General features: G+C 35.3%; 21 protein-coding genes. 13 read left to right on the top strand and 8 right to left on the bottom strand.

All coding sequences use genetic code 11. The features are described 5' to 3' along the window. Positions 1-11 precede the first annotated feature (11 nt). The 8 genes from atpG to IEV84_RS03100 all read left to right on the top strand — a co-directional run bounded on the left by atpG (position 12) and on the right by IEV84_RS03100 (position 8,084). A complete protein-coding gene (atpG, locus tag IEV84_RS03135) occupies positions 12-872 on the top strand; it encodes an ATP synthase F1 subunit gamma (RefSeq protein WP_188492315.1) in 861 nt (286 codons plus the stop codon). A 204-nt stretch (positions 873-1,076) separates the two neighbouring features. Continuing rightward, positions 1,077-2,552, top strand: coding sequence for a lipopolysaccharide biosynthesis protein (locus IEV84_RS03130; RefSeq protein ID WP_188492314.1), 1,476 nt, complete (start codon positions 1,077-1,079; stop codon positions 2,550-2,552). A 33-nt stretch (positions 2,553-2,585) separates the two neighbouring features. Next, positions 2,586-3,020 carry a dUTP diphosphatase gene (gene dut / locus IEV84_RS03125; protein ID WP_188492312.1) on the top strand — a complete coding sequence of 145 codons (435 nt, stop codon included), beginning with the start codon at positions 2,586-2,588 and terminating at the stop codon, positions 3,018-3,020. 91 nt (positions 3,021-3,111) lie between these two features. Continuing rightward, the gene (locus tag IEV84_RS03120; RefSeq protein WP_229732584.1) at positions 3,112-3,426 is read left to right on the top strand and encodes a GIY-YIG nuclease family protein; all 315 of its coding nucleotides are present in this window, start codon (positions 3,112-3,114) and stop codon (positions 3,424-3,426) included. 40 nt (positions 3,427-3,466) lie between these two features. Next, positions 3,467-4,477 (top strand): sugar phosphate nucleotidyltransferase, encoded by a 1,011-nt coding sequence (locus tag IEV84_RS03115; protein ID WP_188492310.1) that lies wholly within the window; start codon positions 3,467-3,469, stop codon positions 4,475-4,477. A gap of 135 nt (positions 4,478-4,612) precedes the next feature. Continuing rightward, entirely contained in the window at positions 4,613-5,971 is a 1,359-nt protein-coding gene (locus IEV84_RS03110) for a tetratricopeptide repeat protein (protein ID WP_188492308.1), read from the top strand. Then, positions 5,964-6,743: a lipoprotein insertase outer membrane protein LolB1 gene (gene lolB1 / locus IEV84_RS03105; protein ID WP_188492306.1), complete on the top strand. Its 780-nt coding sequence runs from the start codon at positions 5,964-5,966 to the stop codon at positions 6,741-6,743. Before IEV84_RS03110 ends, lolB1 begins: the two co-directional genes overlap by 8 nt. 24 nt (positions 6,744-6,767) lie before the next feature. Further along, the gene (locus IEV84_RS03100) at positions 6,768-8,084 is read left to right on the top strand and encodes a murein hydrolase activator EnvC family protein (protein WP_188492304.1); all 1,317 of its coding nucleotides are present in this window, start codon (positions 6,768-6,770) and stop codon (positions 8,082-8,084) included. A gap of 81 nt (positions 8,085-8,165) precedes the next feature. Here IEV84_RS03100 and IEV84_RS03095 read toward each other — a convergent pair whose 3' ends face one another. From IEV84_RS03095 to IEV84_RS03065, 7 genes are all read right to left on the bottom strand, one after another. Then, positions 8,166-9,101 (bottom strand): transglutaminase family protein, encoded by a 936-nt coding sequence (locus IEV84_RS03095; RefSeq protein WP_188492302.1) that lies wholly within the window; start codon positions 9,099-9,101, stop codon positions 8,166-8,168. A 5-nt stretch (positions 9,102-9,106) separates the two neighbouring features. Beyond that, positions 9,107-10,060, bottom strand: coding sequence for an alpha-E domain-containing protein (locus tag IEV84_RS03090; protein WP_188492300.1), 954 nt, complete (start codon positions 10,058-10,060; stop codon positions 9,107-9,109). Between the two features lie 41 nt (positions 10,061-10,101). Then, positions 10,102-11,538 carry a circularly permuted type 2 ATP-grasp protein gene (locus tag IEV84_RS03085; protein WP_188492299.1) on the bottom strand — a complete coding sequence of 479 codons (1,437 nt, stop codon included), beginning with the start codon at positions 11,536-11,538 and terminating at the stop codon, positions 10,102-10,104. Between the two features lie 449 nt (positions 11,539-11,987). Further along, the gene (locus IEV84_RS03080) at positions 11,988-12,842 is read right to left on the bottom strand and encodes a polysaccharide deacetylase family protein (protein WP_188492297.1); all 855 of its coding nucleotides are present in this window, start codon (positions 12,840-12,842) and stop codon (positions 11,988-11,990) included. An 8-nt stretch (positions 12,843-12,850) separates the two neighbouring features. Further along, on the bottom strand, positions 12,851-13,879 hold the full coding sequence (locus IEV84_RS03075; RefSeq protein WP_188492295.1) for a hypothetical protein: 1,029 nt from the start codon (positions 13,877-13,879) through the stop codon (positions 12,851-12,853). 167 nt (positions 13,880-14,046) lie between these two features. Continuing rightward, positions 14,047-14,502, bottom strand: a complete 456-nt coding sequence (locus tag IEV84_RS03070; RefSeq protein WP_229732582.1) for a c-type cytochrome — start codon at positions 14,500-14,502, stop codon at positions 14,047-14,049. Between the two features lie 3 nt (positions 14,503-14,505). Continuing rightward, positions 14,506-15,624 (bottom strand): PQQ-dependent sugar dehydrogenase, encoded by a 1,119-nt coding sequence (locus IEV84_RS03065; RefSeq protein ID WP_188492293.1) that lies wholly within the window; start codon positions 15,622-15,624, stop codon positions 14,506-14,508. 168 nt (positions 15,625-15,792) lie between these two features. On the opposite strand from IEV84_RS03065, the gene IEV84_RS03060 reads away from it, so the two are divergent. From IEV84_RS03060 to IEV84_RS03045, 4 genes are all read left to right on the top strand, one after another. Then, positions 15,793-16,179, top strand: a complete 387-nt coding sequence (locus IEV84_RS03060) for an NUDIX domain-containing protein (RefSeq protein ID WP_188492291.1) — start codon at positions 15,793-15,795, stop codon at positions 16,177-16,179. Beyond that, positions 16,176-19,328 carry a DEAD/DEAH box helicase gene (locus IEV84_RS03055; RefSeq protein ID WP_188492289.1) on the top strand — a complete coding sequence of 1,051 codons (3,153 nt, stop codon included), beginning with the start codon at positions 16,176-16,178 and terminating at the stop codon, positions 19,326-19,328. Before IEV84_RS03060 ends, IEV84_RS03055 begins: the two co-directional genes overlap by 4 nt. A gap of 672 nt (positions 19,329-20,000) precedes the next feature. Beyond that, positions 20,001-21,557: a sodium:solute symporter family protein gene (locus tag IEV84_RS03050; RefSeq protein ID WP_188492287.1), complete on the top strand. Its 1,557-nt coding sequence runs from the start codon at positions 20,001-20,003 to the stop codon at positions 21,555-21,557. A 30-nt stretch (positions 21,558-21,587) separates the two neighbouring features. After that, positions 21,588-22,508, top strand: coding sequence for a dihydrodipicolinate synthase family protein (locus tag IEV84_RS03045; RefSeq protein WP_188492286.1), 921 nt, complete (start codon positions 21,588-21,590; stop codon positions 22,506-22,508). A gap of 400 nt (positions 22,509-22,908) precedes the next feature. On the opposite strand, the gene IEV84_RS03040 is transcribed toward IEV84_RS03045, so the two are convergent. After that, positions 22,909-23,778 (bottom strand): AraC family transcriptional regulator, encoded by an 870-nt coding sequence (locus tag IEV84_RS03040; RefSeq protein ID WP_188492284.1) that lies wholly within the window; start codon positions 23,776-23,778, stop codon positions 22,909-22,911. Positions 23,779-24,040: 262 nt separating this feature from the next. Here IEV84_RS03040 and IEV84_RS03035 point away from each other — a divergent pair, with 262 nt between their 5' ends. Continuing rightward, positions 24,041-25,639, top strand: a complete 1,599-nt coding sequence (locus IEV84_RS03035; protein ID WP_188492282.1) for a fucose isomerase — start codon at positions 24,041-24,043, stop codon at positions 25,637-25,639. The last annotated feature ends 22 nt before the right edge of the window (positions 25,640-25,661 follow it).

Raw genomic sequence — 25,661 nt, 5'->3', positions numbered from 1 at the left:
TTTACAAAAAAATGGCAAATTTAAAGGAAATCCGTAATAGAATTACTTCCGTTTCATCTACGATGCAAATCACATCGGCGATGAAAATGGTTTCTGCAGCTAAGCTTAAAAAAGCTCAGGATGCAATTACAGCCATGCGCCCTTATGCCGAAAAATTAACGGAATTATTACAAAATCTTTCTGCAACTCTTGAGGGAGGAGTAGGAGAAGAATTCACTACACAACGTGAAATCAAAAAAGTTTTATTAGTAGCTATTACTTCTAACAGAGGTTTATGCGGTGCTTTTAATTCAAATGTAATTAAAGAAGTTAAAAATCGTGCTGCATTTTATGAAGGAAAACAAGTTGACGTTTTTGCCATCGGTAAAAAAGGAAATGATGTTTTAAGTAAAACCAATACAGTAGTTGCTAATCAAAGTACTGTTTTTGATGATTTAACTTTTGATAATGTAGCTGCTATTGCTGAAACATTAACTCAAAAATTTGTTGATGGAGAGTACGACAGAATCGAATTGGTTTACAATCAATTTAAAAATGCTGCTACTCAAATCGTTCAAACAGAACAATTTTTACCATTAGCTCCTGTTAAATCAGATTTAAATGTAGCTGCCGGAGATTATATTTTCGAACCATCAAAAGAAGAAATCGTGTTGACATTGATTCCTAAATCATTAAAAACACAATTGTACAAAGGAATCCGTGATTCTTTTGCTTCTGAGCACGGTGCGCGTATGACGGCTATGCACAAAGCAACTGATAATGCAACTGCGTTGAGAAACCAATTGAAATTAACGTATAACAAAGCACGTCAGGCTGCGATTACTAATGAGATCTTAGAGATTGTTGGTGGAGCAGAAGCATTGAACGCTTAAGAATATTTACTTTATATACTAAGGCGGTTGAATTTTTTCAACCGCTTTTTTTGTTTTTATAGCCTGTTCATCAAACACTTTTAAAAGTCTAAATGAGTTAATTTTAAACTATTAAAAGAAAAAATAATCATTAGAAATCGAATACTGAATAACCAAAGATTTCGTTATTTTTGTTTTTGTAAAAAAAATAATAAACACCATATTTTGGGATTATATAAAAATCTTTTTAAACAAACGGCCATTTACGGACTTGCTACGGTTGTTCCTAGGATGTTTAGCTTCCTATTAGTGCCCTTATATACCGATTTGCTTCCCAAAGATGAGTACGGGAAAGTCACCATCATATTTGCCTGGATGATTTTTTTCAATGTGATTTTGGCTTACGGAATGGAAACGGCCTTTTTTAGATTTTACAACAAGGAAGAAGATAAACAGTCGGTTGTTGAAACCTCAATGGTTTCCATTTTTTGGACAACTATGATGTTTTTAGTTGCAGCTCTTTTATTCCGAACTACATTAGCCGATTGGTCCGGTATCGACTCACAATACATTACTTATGCCATTTGGATTTTAGTTCTGGATGCTTTGGTAATTATTCCTTTTTCTAAGTTAAGAGCTTTACAGAGGCCAATAATGTATGCTGTTATTAAAATTGGAAATGTCTTAGTCAATCTTTTGCTAAGTGTTTTGTTTTTAGTGTACTTGCCTAAATTATCGGATTTGAATCCAACAGGTATCGTTGGTTCTTTTTACATTGAGAATTTTCAGGTAGGCTATATTTTCTTAGCCAATATTATTGCCAGTTTATTGACTTTTGTTGTTTTGTCACCGGATTATGTTTTCTTAAAATGGAAGATTAATTTTAATCTATGGAAACGAATGATGGTCTATGGATTGCCTATTTTGGTAGCCGGAATCGCTTTTGCCATCAACGAACAATTTGATAAAATTCTATTGTCTAAATTACTGCCAAAAAGTATCGCTGATGATGAAGTAGGGGTTTATTCAGCCTGTTATAAATTAGGTTTGTTTATGGTTTTGTATCGTACGGCTTATACACTTGGAATTGAGCCATTCTTTTTTAGCCATGCTAAAAATGAGAATGCACCGAAAACTTATGCAATGGTAACGAAGTATTTTGTCATCTTTGGTTCGTTTATTATGTTAAGTGTGATTGTATTTGCTGATTTGTTCAAATTCATCATGATTCGCGACGAATCCTATTGGGTAGCGATGAAAGTGGTTCCTTTGATTATTCTGGCCAATTTCTGTTTGGGAATTTATACGAATCTTTCTGTTTGGTATAAGTTGATTGATAAAACCTATGTGGGTGCTTATATTTCTATTGTAGGAGCAATTGTTACTTTGGTACTTAACTTTATGTTGATTCCTTCAATGAGTTATGTAGGTTCGGCTATAGCAACATTGGCGGCTTATGGAAGCATGATGTTGATTTCGTATTATCTTGGAAACAAATATTATCCTATTCCTTATGATTTCCAAAAAATTGGAGGTTATTTAGGTTTGTCGGTTTTGTTTTCCGTGATTTCTTTTTATCGCTTTAGAGAAAATTACTTTGTTGGAATCAGTTTATTATTGTTGTTCCTTTATTTTATTTACCATAACGAGAAAGAAACTTTAATAGGCCTTCTTAAAACTAAAAGCAAACCGCCGCAATAAGCGGATATTTGTTTTTATAACAATATTTATAATATGAAAATAAACATTATCAATAAATCGCAACATGCTTTACCAAGTTATGAAACCATAGCTTCGGCAGGAATGGATTTAAGAGCAAATTTAACCGAATCGATAGTCTTACAGCCTTTAGACAGAACCATCGTTAAAACCGGTCTTTTTATCGAATTACCGATAGGTTATGAAGCGCAAGTGCGACCAAGAAGCGGACTGGCGGCCAAACACGGAATTACGGTTTTGAATAGCCCCGGAACGGTTGATGCCGATTACCGCGGAGAAATAGGAGTCATTTTGGTGAATTTATCCAATCAGGCTTTTGAAATTCAAAACGGAGAAAGAGTTGCCCAATTAATTATTGCTAAATACGAACGCGCCGAATGGATTGAAGTGGAAGAATTAACTGAAACTTCAAGAGGAGCAGGCGGTTTTGGCAGCACAGGGGTAAAATAATTCCTGCGAAAGCAGGAATCTTGTGTTCAATATGGGAAGCAGAAAACTTTCTTCTAAAGCAAAAAGTTTTAAAATAAATTAAATTTTTAAAATGAAATTATGGTTTGTTTATATTATGTCAAATAAACATAAAGGAGTAATTTACATTGGAGTAACAGATAATTTAATAGAAAGAGTTAAAGAACATAAACTAAAAGTTTATTCAAATTCTTTTACGGCAAAATATAATTGTGATAAGTTAATTTATTTTGAAGAATGGGAAAATGGTTTTGATGCTACAAAAAGAGAAAAACAATTAAAAAAATGGAAAAGAGATTGGAAAGTAAAATTAATAGAAGATATGAATCCAACGTGGTTGGATATAAGCTTAAATTGGAATTTCAATTTTAATAAAATAAGAGAATAAAGTTTAATTTAAAAGATACCCGCATTCGCGGGCAAGAAATATGAAAATAATCGTTCCAATGGCCGGACGTGGTTCACGTTTACGCCCACATACATTAACCATTCCTAAACCATTAATCCCGGTAGCCGGTAAACCAATTGTTCATCGATTAGTGGAAGATATTGCCGGAGTTTTGAATCAGGAAATTGAAGAAGTTGCTTTTATTATTCACGAAAGTTTTGGTGAAAAAGTAGAACAGGATTTAATTGCTATCGCCGAAAAATTAGGCGCGAGAGGAACTATTTATTATCAAAATGAAGCTTTAGGAACAGGACATGCGATTATGTGTGCCAAAGATTCGCTTTCGGGTCCTGCAGTAATTGCTTATGCCGATACTTTAATCAGAGCTGATTTTGAATTGGATCCAACAGCTGATTCGGTAATCTGGGTAAAACAAATTGAAAATCCGGAAGCCTTTGGTGTGGTAAAATTAAATGAGAAAAACGAAATCATCGAATTGGTTGAAAAACCAAAAGAATTCGTTAGTGATTTGGCAGTTATCGGGATTTATTATTTCAAAGATATAGCTGTTTTAAAACAGGAATTGCAAAACGTTTTAGACAACAACATCCAAAATGGTGGCGAATACCAAATTAACGATGGTATTAAAAACATGATGGCCAACGGAAAAATCTTTAAAACCGGTGAAGTAAGTGCCTGGATGGATTGCGGAAACAAAAATGTAACGGTAGAAACCAATTCCAGAATGCTGGCTTTCCTGGCTGAGGATAAAGAAAGTTTGGTTTCTCCAAAGATAAAAATTGAAAATTCAACCATTATTGAGCCTTGTTTTATTGGCGAAGATGTAGTTTTGATTAACGCTACAGTTGGTCCTAATGTGTCTTTAGGAAATGGCTGCCACGTAATTGACAGCAGTATTAAGAACAGTTTGGTGCAAACACATGCGCATATTAAAAATGCTAATCTGGACAATGCCATGATTGGGAATCACGCTAGTTTTGATGGTAATTTCACCAGCATTAGTATAGGTGATTATTCGGTATTAGAATAATTTAGGACACTAAAACTGTATGCTTTTGTCATTTCGACGAAGGAGAAATCACACAAGATATTTGTTCTCGTTATGTGATTTCTCCTTCGTCGAAATGACACAAAAAAGCATATATAATGTGATTAATTCGGGAAAATGAAAAAGGCAGTCTCTTTACTGATAATGTTGGTTTTGCTAAGCAATTCGGCTTTGTCATGGGGACAAACGGAACCTGAAGAAATTAAACCCGAAGAGAATAAGTTTAAAGAGTATTTTTTTGAAGCTTTAAAGCAAAAAGCAATTGAAAATTACGACAAAGCCATTACGGCTCTCGAACGCTGTTTGAAATTAGATGTCAATAATGCTACGATTTATCATGAATTAGGCAAAAATTATTTGGCTTTAAAAGATTATAAAAATGCCTATTCTTCATTCGAAAAAGCCAATAGTTTAGATCCTAAAAACAAATGGTTTTTGATAGGAATGTATGATGTGGATTATGCCACCAGGGATTATGCCGATGCCATTAAGGTGATTAATAAGCTGATTCTGTTTGATCCCAAGTTCAAAGAAGATTTGACTTCGTTGTATATGAATACCGCTGAATTTGATAAAGCTTTACTGCTTATCAATGAGTTGAATGAAACGGTTGGAAAATCAGAAAGGAGAGAAAATTATAAGCTTCAGATTTTGTCTCAGGGAAAATACCAGGATGGCGAAATAACGAATCTGGTTGAGCAAATTAATAAATATCCCAAGGTTGAGGAAAATTACATTGCGTTGATTTACTTGTATTCAAAAAAAGACGATTTGGAAAAAGTAATGGAAACGGTTCGAAAACTCGAAAAGGAAATTCCGAATTCCGAATGGGTACAGGTCAGTTTGTTTAAAAACTATTTAGTTGTCAATGATAGTGAGAAAGCGGTTAAAGCTATGAATACGGTTTTGGCAAGCAAAACAATAGACAGTAAAATAAAGCATCGTGTTTTTAATGAATTTTTGATTTATGTCAATAATAATCCACAATTAGAAACCGATTTAGACAAGGCAATTGCTTATTTTGACGAAGATAAAAATGTGAATGTTGCTAAGGAAATAGCTAAATATTACCACAATAAAAAACAATGGAATAAAGCGATAAAATACTATCAAATGGCACTCAAAAAAATGGGTGAAGCCGATGTAGAAATTAATCTGCTTTTGATTGATGTCTATTCTCAAATGGAGCAATTTGATAAAGTTGCTAAAATTGCCCAAGAAATGATCGAATTGTATCCGGTTCAGGCCCAATTTTATTATTTTGCAGGATTAGCTTACAATCAGTTGCAAGAGTTTAAAAAAGCTAAGGAAATCTTAGAAATGGGCATGGATTATGTGGTGGAAGATTTGTCGTTGGAAATTGGTTATAATATTCAACTGGGAGAAGCCTTTAATGGTTTAGGTGATAATAATAAAAAAGAGTTCTATTTTTCGAAAGCTAACGAACTATTAAAAAAGAAAAAACAAAATGAATAAGTATTTAGCAATAGCAGCCATTGTTTTTATGGTTTCCTGTAAACCTAAGGCTGTTGCAACGTCGGCAACGGTTACTGAAGAGGTTGTTGATGATATGAAGGCAACTAAAATAATAGATAATCATTACAACAATAAAAGTGATTTTTCTACATTATACATTAAAGCTAATGCGCGTTATGCTGATGACAAACAAGCCCAAAATGTAACGGCTGAAATTAAAATTAAGAAAGACCAACAAATTTTAGTCAGTCTTCGTTTTCTGGGTATAACAATGGCAAAAGCTTCCATAACTCCTACATCGGTAAGTTATTACGAAAAAGTAAAAGGGACTTATTTTGATGGTGATTTCAGCGCATTGAGTCAGTGGTTAGGCACCGATTTAGATTACAGTAAAATCCAAAACATGTTGACAGGAGAAGCTTTGGATGATTTGAATAAAGGAAAATACACCAAAATTCTGTTAGATAATTTGTATCGATTAGACGATTCAAATAATGGAAATACTAAAAAAAGTTATTATTTTAACCCAACTGATTTTAGTGTAAACAAACAGGAAGTAACACAAACAGCTGAAAACAGAAGCATTCAAATTACTTACCCGGAAAGAGTAACTCATAAAGAAGCTAATTTGCCTGCCAGCGTTGAAATTAAGACGGCTCAGCCTAAAGGAAAATCAGAAATTAATCTGAATTACAATTCGGTTTCATTCAACGAAGAACTTTCTTTCCCATATAGTATTCCTGATGGTTATAAAAGAATAATAATTAAGTAAATTTGCCCAAAAATAGTTTTTAAGATGCCAAAATATCTCCTTAGTCTGTTATTTCTGTGTTTGACTTCTACTATGTGGAGTCAGTCGCAGCAAGAAAAATTAGAACAACGCAAAGCTCAAATTCAAAAAGAGATTAGAGAGAATGAAAAGATGCTGAAAAGTGTCAGGTCAAAGGAAAAATCGGCTATGAATGTTTTTTTGATTCAAAAGAACAAGATTAGACTGAAAGAAAATTTGATTCATACTACCGAGAAGCAAACCCGCCTTTTAGCGAATGACATGTATTTGAATCAGCTTAAAATAAACAAGCTGAACAGAGAATTGAAGGTTCTAAAAGAAGATTATGCCAAGAAAATTGTCAATTCATATAAAAGTCGTTCTGAGCAAAGCAGGGCGATGTTTATACTTTCGTCGGAGAATTTTTTACAGGCTTATAAAAGGGTACAATATTTAAAACAATATACCAGTTTTAGAAAATCCCAAGGAATAGAAATTAACGCTAAATCGACAGAATTAGTTCGTTATAACGAAAAATTAAAGCTTCAAAAAATTGCCAAGCAAAAGTTACTGGCCGAAAATCAAAAGGAAAGAGAAACGCTTGTAAAAGAAAAACAGGAACAGGAAAAATTGGTTAATCAGATTAAAAAAGATAAAAACCGAATTGTTTCTGAAATTCGAAAAAAACAAAGAGAGTCCAGAACTATTGATGCCCAAATTAACCGTTTAATTCGCGAAGCTATTGCCGAAGCCAACAGAAAAGCAGCTGCCGAACGTGCTAAAGCCGCTGCATTAGCCGCCGCCGAGAAATCGTCCAAATCTTCTTCGAAATCTTCAACCACAAAAGAGGTCAAAGAGGTCAAAGAAACCGTTTCAAGAGCTTCAGTGTCCTCTTCAAGAATTGAAATGACACCGGCAGATAAAGTTTTAGCGGATAATTTCAGAGCAAATCGTGGGAATCTTCCCTGGCCGGTAGAAAAAGGATTTATCTCTCTGGGCTATGGCGATCAGCCACACCCTATTTACAATACATTAGTGGTTCATAACAGCGGTCTGGAAATAACGACCAATGACGGAGCTAATGCCCGTGCGGTTTTTGGTGGAGAAGTAGCCAGTGTGATGGTTTTATCGCCTGTAAACAAGGCAGTAATGATTCAGCATGGAGACTATTTTACTATTTATCAAAACTTAAGTACCGTTAATGTAAGTAAAGGGGATAAAGTAGGTATTAAACAAAATCTGGGTAGAATTAGAACCAGTGGTGATACAGGTAAAACTGTAATTAAGTTTTTATTGTTGCAAAATACAACTTATATGAACCCTCAGGGATGGTTAGCTAACTAACTCAGGTTTAGATAAAATACAAAAAGCGAATCGGATTTCTGATTCGCTTTTTTTGTATTTAGGAGTGGATTTTATATAAAACTACTGCTGCTGCTGTTGTTCGGCATAATCCAATTGTTGTTGAAATTCAACAGAATTTTTTTCTAATTCCACATCGTTGATTTCTTCAAAATGCCTTCCGTCTTCATAACCAATGGAAACACAAACAGAGAGGGTTTGTTTAGAAACACCTTTGAAAGTACCTTTTACAGGCGTACAATCTATAAAATGATGTCCTACGGCAAGTTTAACATGGTTGTCCATTGTCCAAATATTATTAGTGGGGTCAATGCCAAGCCAGCCTTGTTTTGGAGTATAAATTTCAACCCAGGCGTGGGTGGCGCCTTCGCCTCTTAGACCGCTTTCGTTCGGACAAATATAACCACTTACATATCGGGAAGGAATACCGGCAGTTCGTAATAATTGTAATAACACATTGGCAAAATCCTGACAAACGCCTTTGCGATGTCCCAGAATTTCATCAACGGTAGTTTCTATGTTGGTGATGCCTTTGGTGTAAGCAAAATGGGTATAAATGTATTGACTGCATTCGTAGGCAATTTCGATGATGGATTTATTGGAACAATCAATTTCTTTTAGAATGGCATCAATTTCATCCTGTTTTGTGATGGTTTCCGGATAACAAAGACGCAATAGATAAATATCGTTGTACAAATTCAAATCAGAAACCTTAGTATGGTCAATTTCAGGAATTTTAAGCGAATGATTGACACGTACGAGCATTCTTGATTCAATCGTCATTTCGGTATGGGCTTCTAGGGTGTTAAAATTCCCTACTCTGTTGCCATGATAATCGTTGGTGTAAGCTACATTAGGGTTTTGTGTAATGGAAAGCTGGTATTGCAATACATCCTGATTTTCAAAGTTATGCGGAAACAAACGAATTTCGTTAATGCTCTCTTTGATGGGCAGGTTGTATTGGTATTTGGTAATATGAATGATATTGAAAACGGCCATTGTTTTTAGGTATATGAAAAGAATAATTTAGAAAAATCCATTGAAAATTCATTTAATTGGTCTTTGGTGTTTTTGAGTACCTGCTCTAATTGATAGTTGCTAAGATGATGGTAATCGGTGTATTCAATGTAGCTTTTTAAACGTCCAAATTGGTTACGCATAGTACGCGCTTCCATAAGGTTATTGTTTTTGAAAATACATTCTAAATAGGTTTCGATTAATCCTAAAGTAAATATCACCGAGTGGGCAAAATCAGGATTGAAAATCACATGTTGGATTACTTTTCGGTTGTGCGGAATGTTACTGTAACTTTTAAGGTATAATTCATAACCGGATAAAGACAATAATAATTTTCGCCAATAGAGTAAATCTTCTTTTCCGTCTAAATTGTATTCAATAGTGGCATAGTAAGATTGTGTCATCGAAATGGTTTGCAAACATCTTTCGATATGTTTACCAATGCTTGAAAAACACCAGCCTAAACCTCGGGGCATGGTAACATGAAAAATACCGTTGTAAAGCAGGAAATCTTTATTGAGTTTGGCCAAAATGTTAATGGCTTCGGGTGTTTCCAGTCTTTTAGGCAAATCGGCCGAGTTGATATAATGGTACATCGAATTGATGTGTTCCCAAAGTTCTTTGGTAATTTTATCCTGAGAGCCTCTGGCATTTTCACGGGCTTTGGTAATGAGGTTGCGAACAGAGTTGATGTTTTTGTTGTCGCAAATGACGTATTTCAATACAAAATTAGTATCATGCTGGAATTCGGCTATGTATTCAGGAGGCAAATCGGTATAATATTTTAATAGCGGTTTGTATCCCTGATAATCATTTGTTTCCTGATCAAATGACATGATATAGAGGGTATTGAGGGTAAGCAGCATTCCATCGGTTCTTTCCATGTATCGGTTAAGCCAGAACATTCCGTCGGCTACACGACTGAGCATATTTACTTCCATAGCAATTTCTTTAATAGTTTAAAAAACAATTTCGACTTCATTTATTTCATAATCCAGGTGTCTTTACTTCCGCCGCCTTGTGATGAATTCACCACCAGAGAACCTTCGGTCAATGCTACTCTGGTAAGTCCGCCGGGAACAATTTTCACGCCGTTAGGACCACATAAAGCATAAGGACGTAAATCCACATGACGCAGTTTTAATTCGCCGTCAATATAACAGGGAACGGTGCTCAACTGAATGATAGGCTGCGCAATAAAGTTTCTGGGATTATTTAAAATAGCCACTTTGGCTGCTTCGAGTTCTGCTTCGGTAGCTTTGTTTCCCATCACCATGCCGTAGCCACCACTTTGATTGGTCTCTTTGATAACCATATTTTCCATGTCGGCAAAAACCAGTTCACGTTCCTCGGGATTTTCCATTTGATAGGTGGGAACGTTTTTTAAAATAGGTTCTTCGTTCAGGTAATATTTAATCATTTGCGGCACAAAAGCATAAATGGCTTTGTCGTCGGCAACCCCGTTTCCTACGGCATTTACCAGAGCCACGTTACCCATTTTGTAGGCACTAATCAATCCCGGAACTCCCAGTGCGCTATCGGGTTTAAATACTAACGGATCCAGATATTCATCGTCCAGACGGCGGTAAATCACATCAACCTGTTGCAGACCCGAAGTGGTTTTCATATACACTTTGTGATTGTTCACTACCAGATCCCGACCTTCTACCAGCGGAATTCCCATTTGTCTGGCTAAGAAAGTATGCTCGTAATAAGCCGAATTGTAAACGCCCGGAGTTAGTAAAACCACATTGGGATTAGGAATACTTCTGGGAGAAAGTGAAACTAAAATGTTATGAAAAATCATAGGATAGTTGGCCACCATACTCACATTGTTAGCACGGAACATTTCCGGAAAAATACGTTTGGTAATTTCCCTGTTTTCCAGCATATAGCTCACGCCACTGGGACATCGCAGATTGTCTTCCAGTACATAAAATTCGCCTTTTTCTCCTCGTATCAAATCAATACCGGCAATATGAACATGAATGTTATGCGGCACCTTGATACCATGAGCTTCCGGCAGATAATGCGGACAGGAAGCGATTAATGAAGCCGGTATTATACCGTCTTTAATAATGAGCTGTTCGTTGTAAATGTCTTCCAGAAATAAGTTTAAGGCTTTTAATCTTTGTGTAATTCCGGTTTCAACTTCAATCCATTCGTTTTTAGTGATGATTCTCGGGATAATGTCAAAAGGAAAGATGCGTTCTATCCCCTGATTATCATCACTATAAACCGTGAAGGTAATCCCCTGATTCATAAAAATATCCGAAGCCTGTTTCTGTTTTACATTCAGTTTGTCAAGATTTAAACTTTCTAATGTTTGTAACACTTGTTTGTAAGCATCTCTTACTCCGTCTCTGGAGAACATTTCATCCCATCCTTTTGGGCTTAATTTAGGTGTTAAATTTACCATCACAACATTATTGAAAAATTAATAAAAACAAAATTTGATTAAAAAAATATCAGCTTTAAGGCTAATTTAACAAATTTTTTAATAAGTAATTTTGTTTTTGTTGCGAATAATGTAATTAATGCAACATTCTTTTTTTGCTGCTGTGTTTTTTGAGAAATAGTGTTTTTAAACTCATTTTTTTTCAAATTTCTCAACAGTAAAATCAGTTCGTAATACAGCTATAAGTATTGGAACACAGATTTCACGGATTACACCGATTTTAAGAAAATGTTTTTGGATTGAGATAAAAGAGTTCGAGAGTATTCGCCTTACTGATAGATTATTATTTCTGCCACAGATTATAAGGATTAAAAAGGATTCTCTTTTGTTAATGAAAAATCTGTGAGAATCTGTGTAATCTGTGGCAAAAAGCAGCTGTTTTATTCGAAAGATTTTAAAATCTAAAATGATTATTTCGTGTTTTTAAAAGTAGCTTCCATTGCTTCCATCATGCGTTCGCTGGTCCAGTTTCCGGATACAATCATCCGTCTTACCGTATAAAGCGGATCAATCGAATCTCTTTTGGTCGAAAGGATAAAAGCCATTTTATAGCCACTTTTTTTAATTTCAGGAATGGCTTCCTTATTCCATAATCCAAAAGGATAAGCAAAGTAATTGATCGGTTTTCCTGTGGTTGCTTCGAGTTTGGCTTTTGGTTTGACCAATTGTGTTTCCCAGTCCTCACCGGTATATTTGGTAACCATGTGATGATCCCAGGTGTGGGCTGCAATGGTATGTCCGGAATCGGAGAGTGCTTTAATTTCTGTTGCGCTTAAATAATTCGGACGGTTGATGGAAACAGTCATCACAAAGAAAACGCCTTTGAAGTTGTATTTTTTCATTTCGGCTGCGCCAATGCTGTATTGTTCGCCTCTGGTGTCGTCAAAGGTAATCATCACAGGCTTTTCCGGTAATGGTTTGTTATGTACCAAATAGTCATACAATTGGTCGGGCAGAATACTTTGGTAGCCCGCATCGGCTAAGGCTTTCATCTGTTCAGCAAAGTTTGCCGGTTTTACCGTATAAGTTTTGGTCATTTCGCCTGCAGAATCTGAGAAATCTTTGATATTATGATAACACAAAATGGGCACTTCTTTTCGGGCCAAAATTGCAGCGGCATCGTTTAGTATTGGTTTTTCAGCCGTTTTAGGTACTGCTGTTTTTTCCGGAATTACAGCTTCTTTTTCAGCGGGAATTTCCTTGTTTTGTTGGCAGCTTAATGTTAAACAAAGACCAATTGCAGCAAAGAATAGGGTTGTTTTCATTTCGAAAATTATTGAAATTGAATGTAAATCGGTTTTGGAGTGAATTGTAACAGTTGCTCAGGTGTGTACATTTTCCAGTCGTTCCAGTTGTCGTTTTTGTAAAATAATTTAAAACCTGTAAACTGAACCGGTTCTCTGAAAATGTATCTTAAATAAGTAGAACGTTTTAAAACCTGACTGCCAAAACCATCCATGTGCATCACTATCTGAACTTCGGGAACGGTTTTAATGGCTTTGTAATTGGTCACCATACCTTGGGTAAAACGGTGTACTACTAATACTTTTGGAGGCAGTTTCTTTTCACGGACAATTTTAGCCAGAATGTCTATCGCATCATTAATGTCATCAGAAGAGAAAGTTCCGATTTTTTTACCGGGAACATGACCTTCTTTCATGGAGAATTCCGGATCAATGCCCAAATGAACATTAGGCAAAGCGAGATAATCGACCAGTTGACTTACTTCATCTTTTACATTACTATGCCCCACCTGAATATCTAAAAAAACCAAGGCATTGATAGGTTTTGCCCAGCTTAAAAGGGTATCAATTTGTTTAAAAGGCATGCGCATATTGTATCGGTTTGCCTTTCCCGGCTGACTTTGAGCCGAAACAGCAATGTAATGAAAGGCCGGAATGGTATTCACAGTAGTATCGGCAGCCTGCCATTTGGCCACTTCTCCCTGTAGTTTTTCAATCATTTCGTTTTTCGGATATTCGCCTAAAACTCCCATTCTTTTCGAATACAAATTTCCGTAAAACGCAATGATTCTGTTGTAGGGCAATAGTGCTCCCGGCAACGGATAAGGCGTTTTTACCGGCCATCTTCCCGTAGTGTCTTTGTTGCTTAAGGCAATCATTCTTCGGTTGTAATCCACCGTGTCAATGGCAGTGATGGATTTTTTCTTAATGTCTTCTTTTTTGATTAAAACAGTATCCTGCGCTGTTCCTTCTTCGGGATTGGATTTGTTTGGATTGCAATTTGAAAAAAGTAAAAATAAAAAAGGGCAAATAAGGCTTGCTAAAGTATAATTTTTCATGAAAAAGCGCATTTGGGTTTACTACAAATGTAAAGTATTTGAACGCTATTTTGGAGTTTAAAGTATGATTCAGCCACCGAATTGTAATTAATAATTAACCGCTAATCCGCAGTTTTTTTAATCTGCGAATTAGAGGTTTTTATTGATGTTTGATAATGGTTTCTTCCTTAAGGTTTTACCGATGTAACTTCTTTGATCGTAACCATTTTTTTTGTTTTATTACTCCAGGAATTCATTATATAATTCATTACATCGGCAACTTCTTCATCGCTTAAACCCGCCGGAGGCATAATGCCGTTGTATTTTTTTGCGTTGACGGTTATCTCGCCTTTTTGACCGTATTTGACTGCATGAATGCTTTGTGTTCTTTTGTTTTTCAACCAGTCGGAACCATCCAAGGGAGGGAAGGTAGTTCCGTTTCCTTTTCCGGTTGCCATGTGGCATTGGATACAAAAATCAGTATAAATGTCTTTACCACGGGCGATGCTTTTTTGTAGCGGAGTTTGCTGTTGCGGTTCAGTTATAGCAATGTAATTTGAATTTGAAGTGAGAGCAGTTGCATTTGAAAAATACAAAGCACCCAAAAATAGTAGGCTTAGGCCCATATTTATTTTAGTAATCATCGTTTAATTAGGTATAATTTTTACAATTCCTTTTCCTTCTACGCCCATGTAGATAAAACCATCAGGTCCTTGTGTTACATTGCGTAGGCGACCAACATTTGTCGCGATTTTTTGTCGGCCAATGACTTTGTTTCCGTCTAATTTTACCAATTCCAGATATTGGAATTTTAGCGATCCTACCAATAAATGTCCTTTCCAGTCCGGGTATTTGTTGCTGGTTATGAAAGCCATGCCACTAGGAGCAATAGAAGGCGCCCAGTAATAAAGAGGATCTTCAATGCCTTCTTTTTGTTGGATGTTGCTGATACTACTGTTGTCGTAATCAATGCCGTAGGTCACCACCGGCCAGCCGTAATTAGCTGCTTTTTTGATAATGTTAATTTCGTCGCCACCCTGAGGACCGTGTTCGTGTTCCCAGATAGCGCCAGTCACGGGATTTTTTGCCAGTCCTTGCGGATTGCGGTGTCCGTAAGAATAAATTGCTTCTTTGGCATTGGCTTGTCCCACAAAAGGATTGTCTTTGGGGATGCTTCCATCGTCATTCAGGCGGTAGATTTTTCCGTTATCTCTTTTAATATCCTGCGGATTCACAAAATGATTGCCGCGTTCTCCTGCCGAGAAATACAAATAACCGGCGTTGTCAAAAACAATTCGTGAACCAAAGTGCTGTCCTCTGGTAGTATTCGGACCGCATTTGTATAAAGATTCTATTTGGACAAGGCTTTCGTTTTCGAGTTTGGCTCTGATAAGTTTGGTGTTCCCACCTTCGCCTTCGCCCTCGGTGGAAGCGTAAGTAATGTAAATCCAGCCGTTTTGTACATAGTTAGGATGCAACACAATATCCATCAAACCGCCCTGACCACGATTATAAACCGCAGGAAGGTTTTTGACTTCGGTTTTTGTGCCGTTTTTAAAATGATATAAAATACCTGATTTCTCCGTAATTAACAGCGAACCATCCGGCAAAAAAGCCATTCCCCAGGGATTGTTAATACCATCAACAACGGTTTCTAAGCTGTAGTTTTTCGCATCTTCCTGAAGCGAAATCGCATTATTTGTTTTTAACTGTGCTTCACAGCTGAAAATGACAAAAGAAAAAATAAATATCGCTAATGATCTCATGTTTTGGGAATTAAAAAGTGGTTTTAAAGGTAATAAAAAGTTTGATATGGGTGTTGTTTAAGATAATTAAGCCTTTTTAAGTTGAAAATTAAAAAAATGAAAATTTACTTTTAACAAGTAATCGTTTATTTTAAAATTAAATTTTAAGTTTATAGAAAAAATGAATTTATGATTAATGTTACTTGTGCTATAATCTTTGTTGATAAAAAAATCTTAGTAACTCAAAGAGGTGAAGATATGAAATTGCCTTTAAAATGGGAGTTTCCAGGAGGAAAAGTTGAGGAAAATGAAAATGAAATAGAATGTATTAAAAGAGAAATTAAGGAAGAAATAAATATTGAAATAGATGTTTTTAGAAGACTCTCAAATAGTATTTATGATTATGGAACTTTTAAAATAAATTTAATCCCTTTTTTAGCAAATTACATCTCAGGTGGCATTATTTTAGCTGAACATAAAGATTTTAAGTTATTAGATAAATCGGAATTATTAGATTTAGATTGGGCAGAAGCAGATTTGCCAATTGTTGAGGAATTTTTAAAACTTGAATTATGAATCAAGGACTGTATGAAGAATTGGTAACCAAACTAATTAGTTATAAAATTAATGAACTTGATAAAGATAAATTTCAAGTAAAAAAAACTACAATAGATAAAGCAGAAGCATCTCAATTGTTATCTCAGCATATTGGGAAAGTGATTAGACATGCTTTAGAAAACCTTCCAAAAGGAAAAGAAATTGATTTAATAGATAATCAAATAAAAGTCTCGAATAAAATTATTCAATTTTTAAAAGAAGAATTGAATAATGAAGATTTTGAAGATGACTTAATTGATACAGAAGGGAAAATTTTAAAAGCTGTTTTCACAAAAATTGATTCACATTTTACCGATTTAGATTTACATTTAAAAGAGATTACACCTTACACAAGATTAATTTATAGTGAACTTTTTACAGGTGGAAACTCAGGTACAACTTTAGAAAGTGAATTACGAAAAGAAATATTGTCATCAGATAAAATTGATTTATTGGTTTCTTTCATAAAATGGAAAGGAATTAGAATTCTTGAACGTGAATTGAGAGAATTCACAGAGAGAGGAGGGAAATTAAGAGTAATTACGACTACATATATTGGTGCGACAGATTCAAAAGCAGTTGAATTTTTAGCTTCTTTAAAAAACACCGAAGTAAAAGTTTCATACAATACAGGTAATGAAAGATTGCATGCAAAAGCTTATTTATTTCAAAGAAATACTGGTTTTCATACAGGTTATATAGGCTCTTCTAATTTTTCTCGTTCAGCATTAACAGATGGATTAGAATGGAATTTAAAAATTACAACTAAAGAAGTTGGACATATTATTGATAAATTCAAGAAAACATTTGAATCGTATTGGCAAAATCCAGAGTTTGAATTATACAATAAAAATATTCATTCTGTTAAATTGGTAGATGCTCTTAAGCAAGGGAAATTTTCAAAAGAATATACTTTTACAACATCTTATTTTGACATAAAACCTTTTCATTATCAAAGTGAAATACTTGAAAAATTAGAAGTTGAAAGATCAGTTCACGATAGATTTAGAAATCTTTTAGTTGCCGCTACAGGAACAGGAAAAACAGTCATTTCGGCATTTGATTATAAAAATTTTAAGAACAATAATCCGTCTTCGAAGTTACTTTTTGTATCTCATAGAAAAGAAATTTTAGAACAAGCAAGAGCAACTTTTCGAGGTATTTTAAAAGATAATAACTTTGGGGATTTATGGGTTGATGGTATTGAACCAAATTCTAATGAATATGTTTTTGCTTCGGTTCAAACTTTAAATAATAGACTTAAAGGAATTAAACTTTCTTCTGAATATTATGACTTTATTATTATTGACGAAGTGCATCATATTGAAGCTAAAACTTATAGACCAATCATAGATTATTTCAATCCTAAAATATTATTAGGATTAACTGCCACACCTGAAAGAATGGATGGTGCTGATATATTAAAAGATTTTTGTAACCGTATTGCTGCTGAGATTAGGCTTCCAGAGGCATTAAACAAGAAATTATTAAGTCCTTTTCAGTATTTTGGAATAACAGATAGCATTGATTTAACCAATGTAAAATGGGAGAAAGGTAAATATGTAGCAAGTGAATTGACAAGTTTGTATACCAAAAATAATATTCGTGTAGGACAAATAATCGACAATCTTAAAAAGTATACAAATGATATAAATGATGTTCAAGCTATTGGTTTCTGTGTGACTGTTGAACATGCTGTTTTTATGACTGAAAAATTCAATTTAGCTGGTTTAAAAGCAGAATATTTAACTGCAAAAAATTCTAGTGAACGAAATAGAATTAGAGAACAATTCAAGAAAAAATCATTCAATTATTTATTTGTAGTTGATATTTTTAATGAAGGAGTAGATATTCCAGAAATTGATACGGTTTTATTTTTACGGCCAACAGAAAGTTTAACAGTTTTTCTTCAGCAATTAGGGCGCGGTTTGCGTTTGGCTGAAGGGAAAGATTGTTTAACAGTTTTGGATTTTGTTGGAAATGCAAGACCTGAATATGATTTTGAAAACAAGTTTAGGGCTTTAATTGGAAAAACAACCACTTCAGTTCGAAAAGAAATCGAAGATGATTTTCCACATTTACCATTAGGCTGTTCTATTGTTTTAGAGAAAAAAGCAAAAGAAACAATACTTGAAAATATCAAAAAAGCAACATCATTAAATGTAAATCAATTAATTAATAAGATTAGAAATTTTCAACATCAAACTACATTATCATTAAGCTTAGAGAACTTTATGGAGTTAAATCATATTTCAATTGAAATGATTTATTCAAAAAAAGAAACTTGGTCAGGATTATGTAAGAAAGCAGGAGTGATTGAGGATTTTGATAATACGAACGAAAAACAAATTTATTCTGCAATAAGTAATAAATGGCTCTCGACTAATTCGACGAGTTATTTTAGTTTTATTCTTAAAATCGCAAAGCAAGGATTTAATATTAGTTTAAATGATTTTGATGAGAATGGGAAAACTATGTTGCTTATGTTGTACTATGATGTTTGGCAAACGCATGGTTTATTTAAATCATTAGAAGAAAGTATTAGAGCAATTGGAAAAAATAAAATTTTAGTAGCTGAGATTATTGAGGTTTTAGAAATATTAATTGATAAAGTTGACTTCAAAGAAATAGAAATTGAATTGCCATATAATCAGCCTTTAAAGTTGCATGCTAGATATACAAGAGACCAAATCTTATCAGCTTTTAGATTAAGTACATTTTATAGAAAGTCACCAAGTAGAGAAGGTGTTGCAGAGAATACAGATTTGAATACAGAATTGCTTTTCATCAATTTGATTAAATCAGAAGAAAATTTTTCTCCAACTACAATGTATGATGATTATGCAATTAGCGAAACTTTATTCCATTGGCAAAGTCAAAATTCATCAAGACCAGATATTGGCAAAGGATTATCTTATGTTAAACATCAAGAAAATGACAAGAAGATTTTGCTTTTTGTAAGAGAAAAAGCAAAAGATGGAAATGGAAATACAATGGGTTATGTTTTTATTGGAGAAGGAAATTTTAAAGAAAATGAAGGTGAAAAACCAATGAACATTAAATGGGAACTAAATGAGCCATTACCAAATTATCTTTGGAAGGAATCTGCAAAAATGTCAATAGATTAATAAAAATGAAATTTCATTTCTAAATCATAGCCCTGACCGGAGTGCAACTTCTGATGCGGGAGGCTTGTGATTTTTTCTTCTGCCAAAAGAGCGACTGGAGGAATACCGATTATGTATTCAATATAGTCCAAAAAAAATGGACTATTTTCATACTATATCGGCATTATACCTTTACATATTGGAGCAAAAAATGAATAGAATTTGTATAAGCTCCTTTTTGGCGCTTAGAAAAATACAAGACTACAAATAAGAGTGAAGCGAAGGGCAGGAACAGCTTCTTATACCATTTTTAAACACTCAGTTTGTCATTCCTAGGGACGAGGAATCACATCTAGTATATCGATTCCAATTGTTCCGGACTTGTTTTAGTGCGATTGCTTCGTTCCGATAGTTATCGAAACTCACAATGACTTTGCGGTTATGTTTTGGTTAATTGTAACTAACTGTTAATGTGTTTTTTCGGGTGTTTTTGGTTTGAAAAAATTTGTTTTGATCGGGAATTTGACACTTCATAAGCGTATATCCAACACTTTATGATAATATCCTATAATATTCTGAAAAAATCTCATAGGAAATCGTTGTAGTTTTGGGATAAATTTGTAAAATCATCAATAAGTTGTACGATATACTTATTGTTGAGGAGAATTGAATTTAAAATCCCATCTTTAATAAATGAAAAATTTACCATTATTAGATATCGCTATTATTGTACTCTATTTGATTGCAATGGTGGGCGTGGGAATTTATTTCTCCAGAAAAAACGAAAGTTCAGAGCAGTACACTAAAGCCTCCGGTAAGATTCCGGGCTGGGCAATAGGATTGTCAATATATGCTACCTTTTTAAGCAGCAATACTTTTTTAGGTGTTCCCGGAAAGGCGTTTGGAGGAAATTGGAATGCTTTTGTTTTTAGTATTTCGATGCCATTTGCAGCCTGGGTGGCGGCTAAATATTTTGTGCCGTTTTACCGCAGCACGGGAGAGGTTTCGGCTTATACTAATTTAGAGAAACGTTTTGGTCCCTGGGCAAGAACTTATGCTGTGGTTTGTTTTTTGCTGACACAAATTACCCGAATGGGTTCGGTGTTTTTTGGAATTTCCCTTACACTGCAAGCCCTGACGGGTTTTAGTATGGAAACCATTATGTTGGTTACCGGTATTTGTATTGTGATTTATACGGTATTGGGTGGAATCGAAGCGGTAATTTGGACCGAAGTGGTTCAGGCCGTTTTGAAAACAGCGGGTGCTTTGTTAATTCTGTATTTGATTGTTTCCAAAATGCCGGGAGGTGTTTCTAAAATTATAGCCATTGGTCAGGAAAGTGATAAGTTTAGTCTGGGCAGCTTTGCACTTGATTTTACCACTTCTACTTTTTGGGTGGTATTGTTATATGGGTTTTTTATCAACCTGAATAATTTTGGAATGGACCAGAATTATGTACAGCGTTATCATGCTTCGTCTTCGGCTAAAGAGGCTTCAAAGTCAATTTGGTTGTGTGTTTGGATGTTTGTTCCGGTTTCGTTGGTTTTCTTTGTAATTGGTTCTTGTTTGTTTGCTTACTATCAAACAACTCCTTCGTTGATTGAGCCAATTAAATTACAGGCAGCTGCCGAACATCTTGGAGCAACGGCTTCTCAAATTGATATTGCCAATTATGCAAAAACATTACAACCATCAGATTATGGTGATAAGGTGATGCCTAATTTCATGGTCAACATGATTCCTACGGGTTTATTGGGACTAATAGTTTCGGCGATTCTTTCGGCGGCTATGAGTACTATAAGTTCGGGAATGAATGCTTCGGCAACAGTGTTTTCAGAGGATATCTACAAGCGTTATTCGAAGAAAAAAATCAGCGACAAACAAAATATGCGTTTGCTGTATATCGGAACCGTTTTGTTTGGATTGGGCGGAATGGCCTGTGGTATCGCGATGATTGGGGTAAAAAGTATTCTGGACATCTGGTGGCAATTGTCAGGCATTTTTGCAGGAGGAATGCTGGGGCTTTTCCTTTTGGGTATTATCAGTAAAAAATCAGGAAATACCGAGGCTATGGCTGCAACGATTATAGGAATTATGGTGATTCTTTGGTTGTCGCTTTCGAGCCTGATTCCGGATCGATATGATTTTTTAAGAAGTCCGCTTCATGCTAATATGGTGATCGTTGTGGGAACGCTTTCGATCTATCTTACCGGAGCAACTATAGCAAAATTTAGAAGCGTAAAAGCTTAATTATATAATAAAAGAAGAAAATAGAATACGATGAACAATTCAAAAAAGGGATTTATTCCGGTAATGTTAACGCCATTTAATAATGATGGTAGCATTGATTACAAAACACTAACGGCTCTTACGGAGTTGTATTTAAAGTCCGGTGTTACTGGTTTATTTGCCAATTGTTTGTCTAGTGAAATGTTTGAATTATCCGAAGCAGAACGTCTTCAGGTAACAAAACACGTGGTTGATGTAGTGGCGGGTCAGGTGCCAATTGTAGCTACAGGGACTTTTGAAGGAACGATTCAGCAGCAGGCTGATTTTACCAATAAAATCTACGGAACCGGAATCGATGCTGTGATTTTAATTTCAGGTTTATTGGCTAAAGAAAATGATTCGGATGAAGTCTTTGTAAACAATGTACACCAGTTATTGGATTTGACTCCGGGAGTACCAACAGGATTCTACGAATGTCCGGTTCCTTATAAAAGAGTATTGTCGGCTTCACAATTAGAGGATTTTGTAAATACAGGAAGAGTAATTTATCATAAAGACACCAGCTTAGATATCAATCAGATTAAAGCCAAATTGAGTGTGGTTAAAAATCCGGAATTCGGTTTGTATGATGCGTATATGGTGCATGCGATCGAATCCTTAAAAGCAGGTTCGGCAGGATTGTCCTGTATTCAGGGGAATTTCTTTCCTGAACTGATTGTTTGGATTTGCGATAATTATAATGACGCATCTAAAGCTGATGAATTAGCGGCGGTGCAACAGTTTTTAGTGACAAATATGGGTGTTATGCACGATGTGTATCCTATTGTGGCTAAATATACTTTACAACAAAGAGGTTTGTCTATTTCTAATTTTACACGCAGAGAAGTAGGTGATTTTACTCCGGTTGTTAAAAATGCAGTGGATCAACTGCAAAAAGAGTACGATATTCTCCAGAATGAGTTGTCATTCTAGTTTATATATTTTGGTTAGTGTTAGTGATTATTAAGTCGTCTGTTCGATTGTTTTTATGCAATGTCCTCTCCTCCCATTTTTTGGGCATTGCATAGGGATGTAAGAGTCTTTTTTGACCATAATTTGGGCTCTGAATACAATTTCTGTACAGAAGTTTTTCGGGCAGATGGGTTAATAATTGATAAAAAAAATTACCGCAAATTGCTTCGCCTGTTCGCTATCGCTCGGGTCGCAAATTAATTTTTGGAACACAGATTAGAGAAATAAAAGAAATTTAAAAAAAATATCTTAGCGCTTCTTTGCAGTTTTCTCTGTGAATCTTTGCGAGAACAATTCCGGTTTCGTCTATTTTCTTTTATCTATTTTCTTGCCTCTTTTCTCTTGCTTCTTGCTTCTCCTTTCAATTCGACAAATACCTTTTCTTATATTCCATAGGAGTAATTCCGGTGACTTTTTTAAAATGGCGGTAAAAGTTGGAAACATTATTAAAACCACATTCAAAACAAATCATTTCGGTTGGGATTTTATTTTCAATGAGTAAACGGCAGGCATGACTGATCCGGATTTCTATCAAAAAATCATAATAGGTTTTCTTAGTCATCAGCTTGAAATAACGGCAAAAAGAGGTCACACTCAAGTTGCTGAATGCCGCGATTTCATTCAGTGTGATTTCTTTTTTATAATTCGAAAGCGTATAACTGCATATTTTATTGAGTCGGATGGAATCCGATTCATTCGATTGATAAAAAGCATGCGAAGAAGTGATCTCGGTATATTCTTCCGTTTCTGAAAGTATTTTTAAGATAGTAAGAAGTATAATCAACTTGTCAATTTGATTCACATTGGGGGCTTTCTTCATTAGCTCTATCAATTCTTCTTTGGCTTTTCCGTTGAAAATCATTCCCTTTTTTGCCTTATCGAATAGTTTCGGAAGCATAAATGATTCCGGCAGGTTTATAAAATCTTTGCCTAAACAATCGGGTAGAAAGTGAATTACGATGGCTTCAACATCAAGAGCGGAATTATTTTGATAATACTCTTCATGACAACGCCAGGTATGAGGCAGGTTTTCGCCAAGCAAAATAACTTCTCCGGAGCTGAAATTACTGATGTTGTCACCAATAAAGCGCACTCCTTCACCCTTAGCAACAAAGTGCAATTCGAGTTCAGGGTGGTAATGCCACAGCTTTCCAAAATTAGGTTTCTTATCATGTCTGACTTCAAAAGAACTTTGGATACTGGTTGGGACTTTATGGAATAATGGCTTCATATACAATGCGTTTGGAATGATTTTGCTAAATTAGTGTAATTTTTACAATTGAAAACATTTTTATGATAATATCCTATAAATAGTTGCAAATAACCAACAATGACAAAATGCTAATTTTTAGCATATTTGAAAATAGACTTAAAGTTCTGAAATTGAAATTTAGAAAGTCGGGAAATAACAAATAATCACTAATTGCATATCACAAAACAGCCTGGAAAAATTCAGATTGTCTTGTGTTTTATGCATATAAATAATTTAACAAATGAATATCTATTTAGTAGCAAGTGGCGATTTGCGTTTATCGGCCAATCAGGTATGTTGGGATGCACAAGCCCAAATGGAGCAATTATTATCAGAAGCGGTGGCTGAGGCTGGCGGAAAAATCATCAGAGCGCATGCTTATGATGAGCAAAAACAACACGGTTTTATTGACAGCCAGAAAATGGGAATGCAGGTTTTTAAAAACATTGACCCAACTGCGCCATTAATTGTTGCTGAAAGTGTTTGGCAATATTCGCACCACGTTTTGGCAGGTTTGATAACGCATCAGGGACCAATTTTAACGGTGGCTAACTGGAGCGGAGAATGGCCTGGACTGGTAGGAATGTTGAACTTAAACGGTTCTTTGACTAAGGCGGGAGTAGAATACAGCACGTTGTGGAGTGTAGATTTTAGTGATGATTTTTTCAAAAGTAATTTGAAAAACTGGTTGCAAACCGCTACCGTTCAACCGGATTTGAGTCACGTAAAAGCTTTTGATAAAGCACTAATTCCTGCTGACGAATTAGCAAAAGGAACTGCATTTGCAAAAGCATTCCGAAAAGAAAAAGCCATCATGGGGGTTTTCGACGAAGGTTGTATGGGAATGTTCAACGCCATTGTTCCGGATCATTTGTTGCATCCAACAGGAATTTATAAAGAAAGATTATCGCAATCATCGCTTTACGCAAAAATGCTAACGGTGAAAGACGAAGAAGCCGAAGCAGTATTAGCATGGTTGCTTGATAAAGGAATGCAATTTGACTGGGGAACGGATGAAGCAACTCAATTAACCAGAAATCAGACTTTGTTACAATGCAAAATGTACATTGCTGCAGTACGCATTGCAGCTGAATTTGGTTGTGATACTATTGGGATTCAATACCAACAAGGTTTGAAGGATTTAGTTCCTGCAAGTGATTTGGTGGAAGGATTATTAAACAATCAAAACCGCCCTCCTGTTTTTGACGAAGCCGGAAACGAGTTGTTTGCCGGAGAGGCTTTGCCACATTTTAACGAAGTGGATGAATGTGCCGGAATTGATGCTTTGGTAACCTACAATTTGTGGCGTTCTATGGGCTTGAAAGGTGAAAATACCCTGCATGATTTGCGTTATGGAGAACACTACAAAAATAACGGAATTGACGGATTTGTCTGGGTATTCTTAATTAGTGGAGCAGCACCGCCGGAGCATTTTGTAGGCGGTTATGAAGGAACTTCCAGCGAAAGACAGCCGGAAATGTATTTCAGATTAGGAGGAGGAAGTGTGAAAGGTGTGAGTAAACCGGGATCAATTGTTTGGAGTCGTATTTATGTGATGGATGATGCTTTGCATTGTGATATGGGAATTGGGGAATCAGTCGATTTACCAAAAGAAGAATTAGACAGAAGATGGAATATGACTACACCACAATGGCCTATTATGAATGCGGTTTTAAAAGGAGTGAGTCGCGATCAGATGATGGGACGCCATAAGGCGAATCACATTCAGGTGGTATATGCTGAAAATGAAGCGGAAGCAAACAAGTGTTGCCGAATCAAAGCAGCTGCTTTACAGGAATTAGGAATTCAGGTGCATTTTTGTGGGGATGTAGCGGTGTAATAAAACGTTATTTAAAACACCC

The sequence above is a fragment of the Flavobacterium palustre genome (assembly GCF_014639535.1).
GTDB lineage: Bacteria > Bacteroidota > Bacteroidia > Flavobacteriales > Flavobacteriaceae > Flavobacterium > Flavobacterium palustre.
The sequence above is the reverse complement of the archived record's forward strand: the minus strand, read 5'-3'. Positions and strand labels throughout refer to the sequence as shown.

Bases quoted from the DNA above. Each gene is read 5' to 3' on its own strand.
- IEV84_RS03050 (WP_188492287.1), top strand. From the start codon at position 20,001: ATGAAAAATTTACCATTATTAGATATCGCTATTATTGTACTCTATTTG.
- IEV84_RS03085 (WP_188492299.1), bottom strand. From the start codon at position 11,538: ATGGTAAATTTAACACCTAAATTAAGCCCAAAAGGATGGGATGAAATG.
- IEV84_RS03060 (WP_188492291.1), top strand. From the start codon at position 15,793: ATGATTAATGTTACTTGTGCTATAATCTTTGTTGATAAAAAAATCTTA.
- IEV84_RS03100 (WP_188492304.1), top strand. From the start codon at position 6,768: ATGCCAAAATATCTCCTTAGTCTGTTATTTCTGTGTTTGACTTCTACT.
- IEV84_RS03040 (WP_188492284.1), bottom strand. From the start codon at position 23,778: ATGAAGCCATTATTCCATAAAGTCCCAACCAGTATCCAAAGTTCTTTT.
- dut (WP_188492312.1), top strand. From the start codon at position 2,586: ATGAAAATAAACATTATCAATAAATCGCAACATGCTTTACCAAGTTAT.
- IEV84_RS03070 (WP_229732582.1), bottom strand. From the start codon at position 14,502: ATGATTACTAAAATAAATATGGGCCTAAGCCTACTATTTTTGGGTGCT.
- IEV84_RS03095 (WP_188492302.1), bottom strand. From the start codon at position 9,101: ATGGCCGTTTTCAATATCATTCATATTACCAAATACCAATACAACCTG.
- IEV84_RS03120 (WP_229732584.1), top strand. From the start codon at position 3,112: ATGAAATTATGGTTTGTTTATATTATGTCAAATAAACATAAAGGAGTA.
- lolB1 (WP_188492306.1), top strand. From the start codon at position 5,964: ATGAATAAGTATTTAGCAATAGCAGCCATTGTTTTTATGGTTTCCTGT.
- IEV84_RS03045 (WP_188492286.1), top strand. From the start codon at position 21,588: ATGAACAATTCAAAAAAGGGATTTATTCCGGTAATGTTAACGCCATTT.
- IEV84_RS03035 (WP_188492282.1), top strand. From the start codon at position 24,041: ATGAATATCTATTTAGTAGCAAGTGGCGATTTGCGTTTATCGGCCAAT.
- IEV84_RS03075 (WP_188492295.1), bottom strand. From the start codon at position 13,879: ATGAAAAATTATACTTTAGCAAGCCTTATTTGCCCTTTTTTATTTTTA.
- IEV84_RS03110 (WP_188492308.1), top strand. From the start codon at position 4,613: ATGAAAAAGGCAGTCTCTTTACTGATAATGTTGGTTTTGCTAAGCAAT.
- IEV84_RS03090 (WP_188492300.1), bottom strand. From the start codon at position 10,060: ATGGAAGTAAATATGCTCAGTCGTGTAGCCGACGGAATGTTCTGGCTT.
- IEV84_RS03065 (WP_188492293.1), bottom strand. From the start codon at position 15,624: ATGAGATCATTAGCGATATTTATTTTTTCTTTTGTCATTTTCAGCTGT.
- IEV84_RS03080 (WP_188492297.1), bottom strand. From the start codon at position 12,842: ATGAAAACAACCCTATTCTTTGCTGCAATTGGTCTTTGTTTAACATTA.
- atpG (WP_188492315.1), top strand. From the start codon at position 12: ATGGCAAATTTAAAGGAAATCCGTAATAGAATTACTTCCGTTTCATCT.
- IEV84_RS03055 (WP_188492289.1), top strand. From the start codon at position 16,176: ATGAATCAAGGACTGTATGAAGAATTGGTAACCAAACTAATTAGTTAT.
- IEV84_RS03115 (WP_188492310.1), top strand. From the start codon at position 3,467: ATGAAAATAATCGTTCCAATGGCCGGACGTGGTTCACGTTTACGCCCA.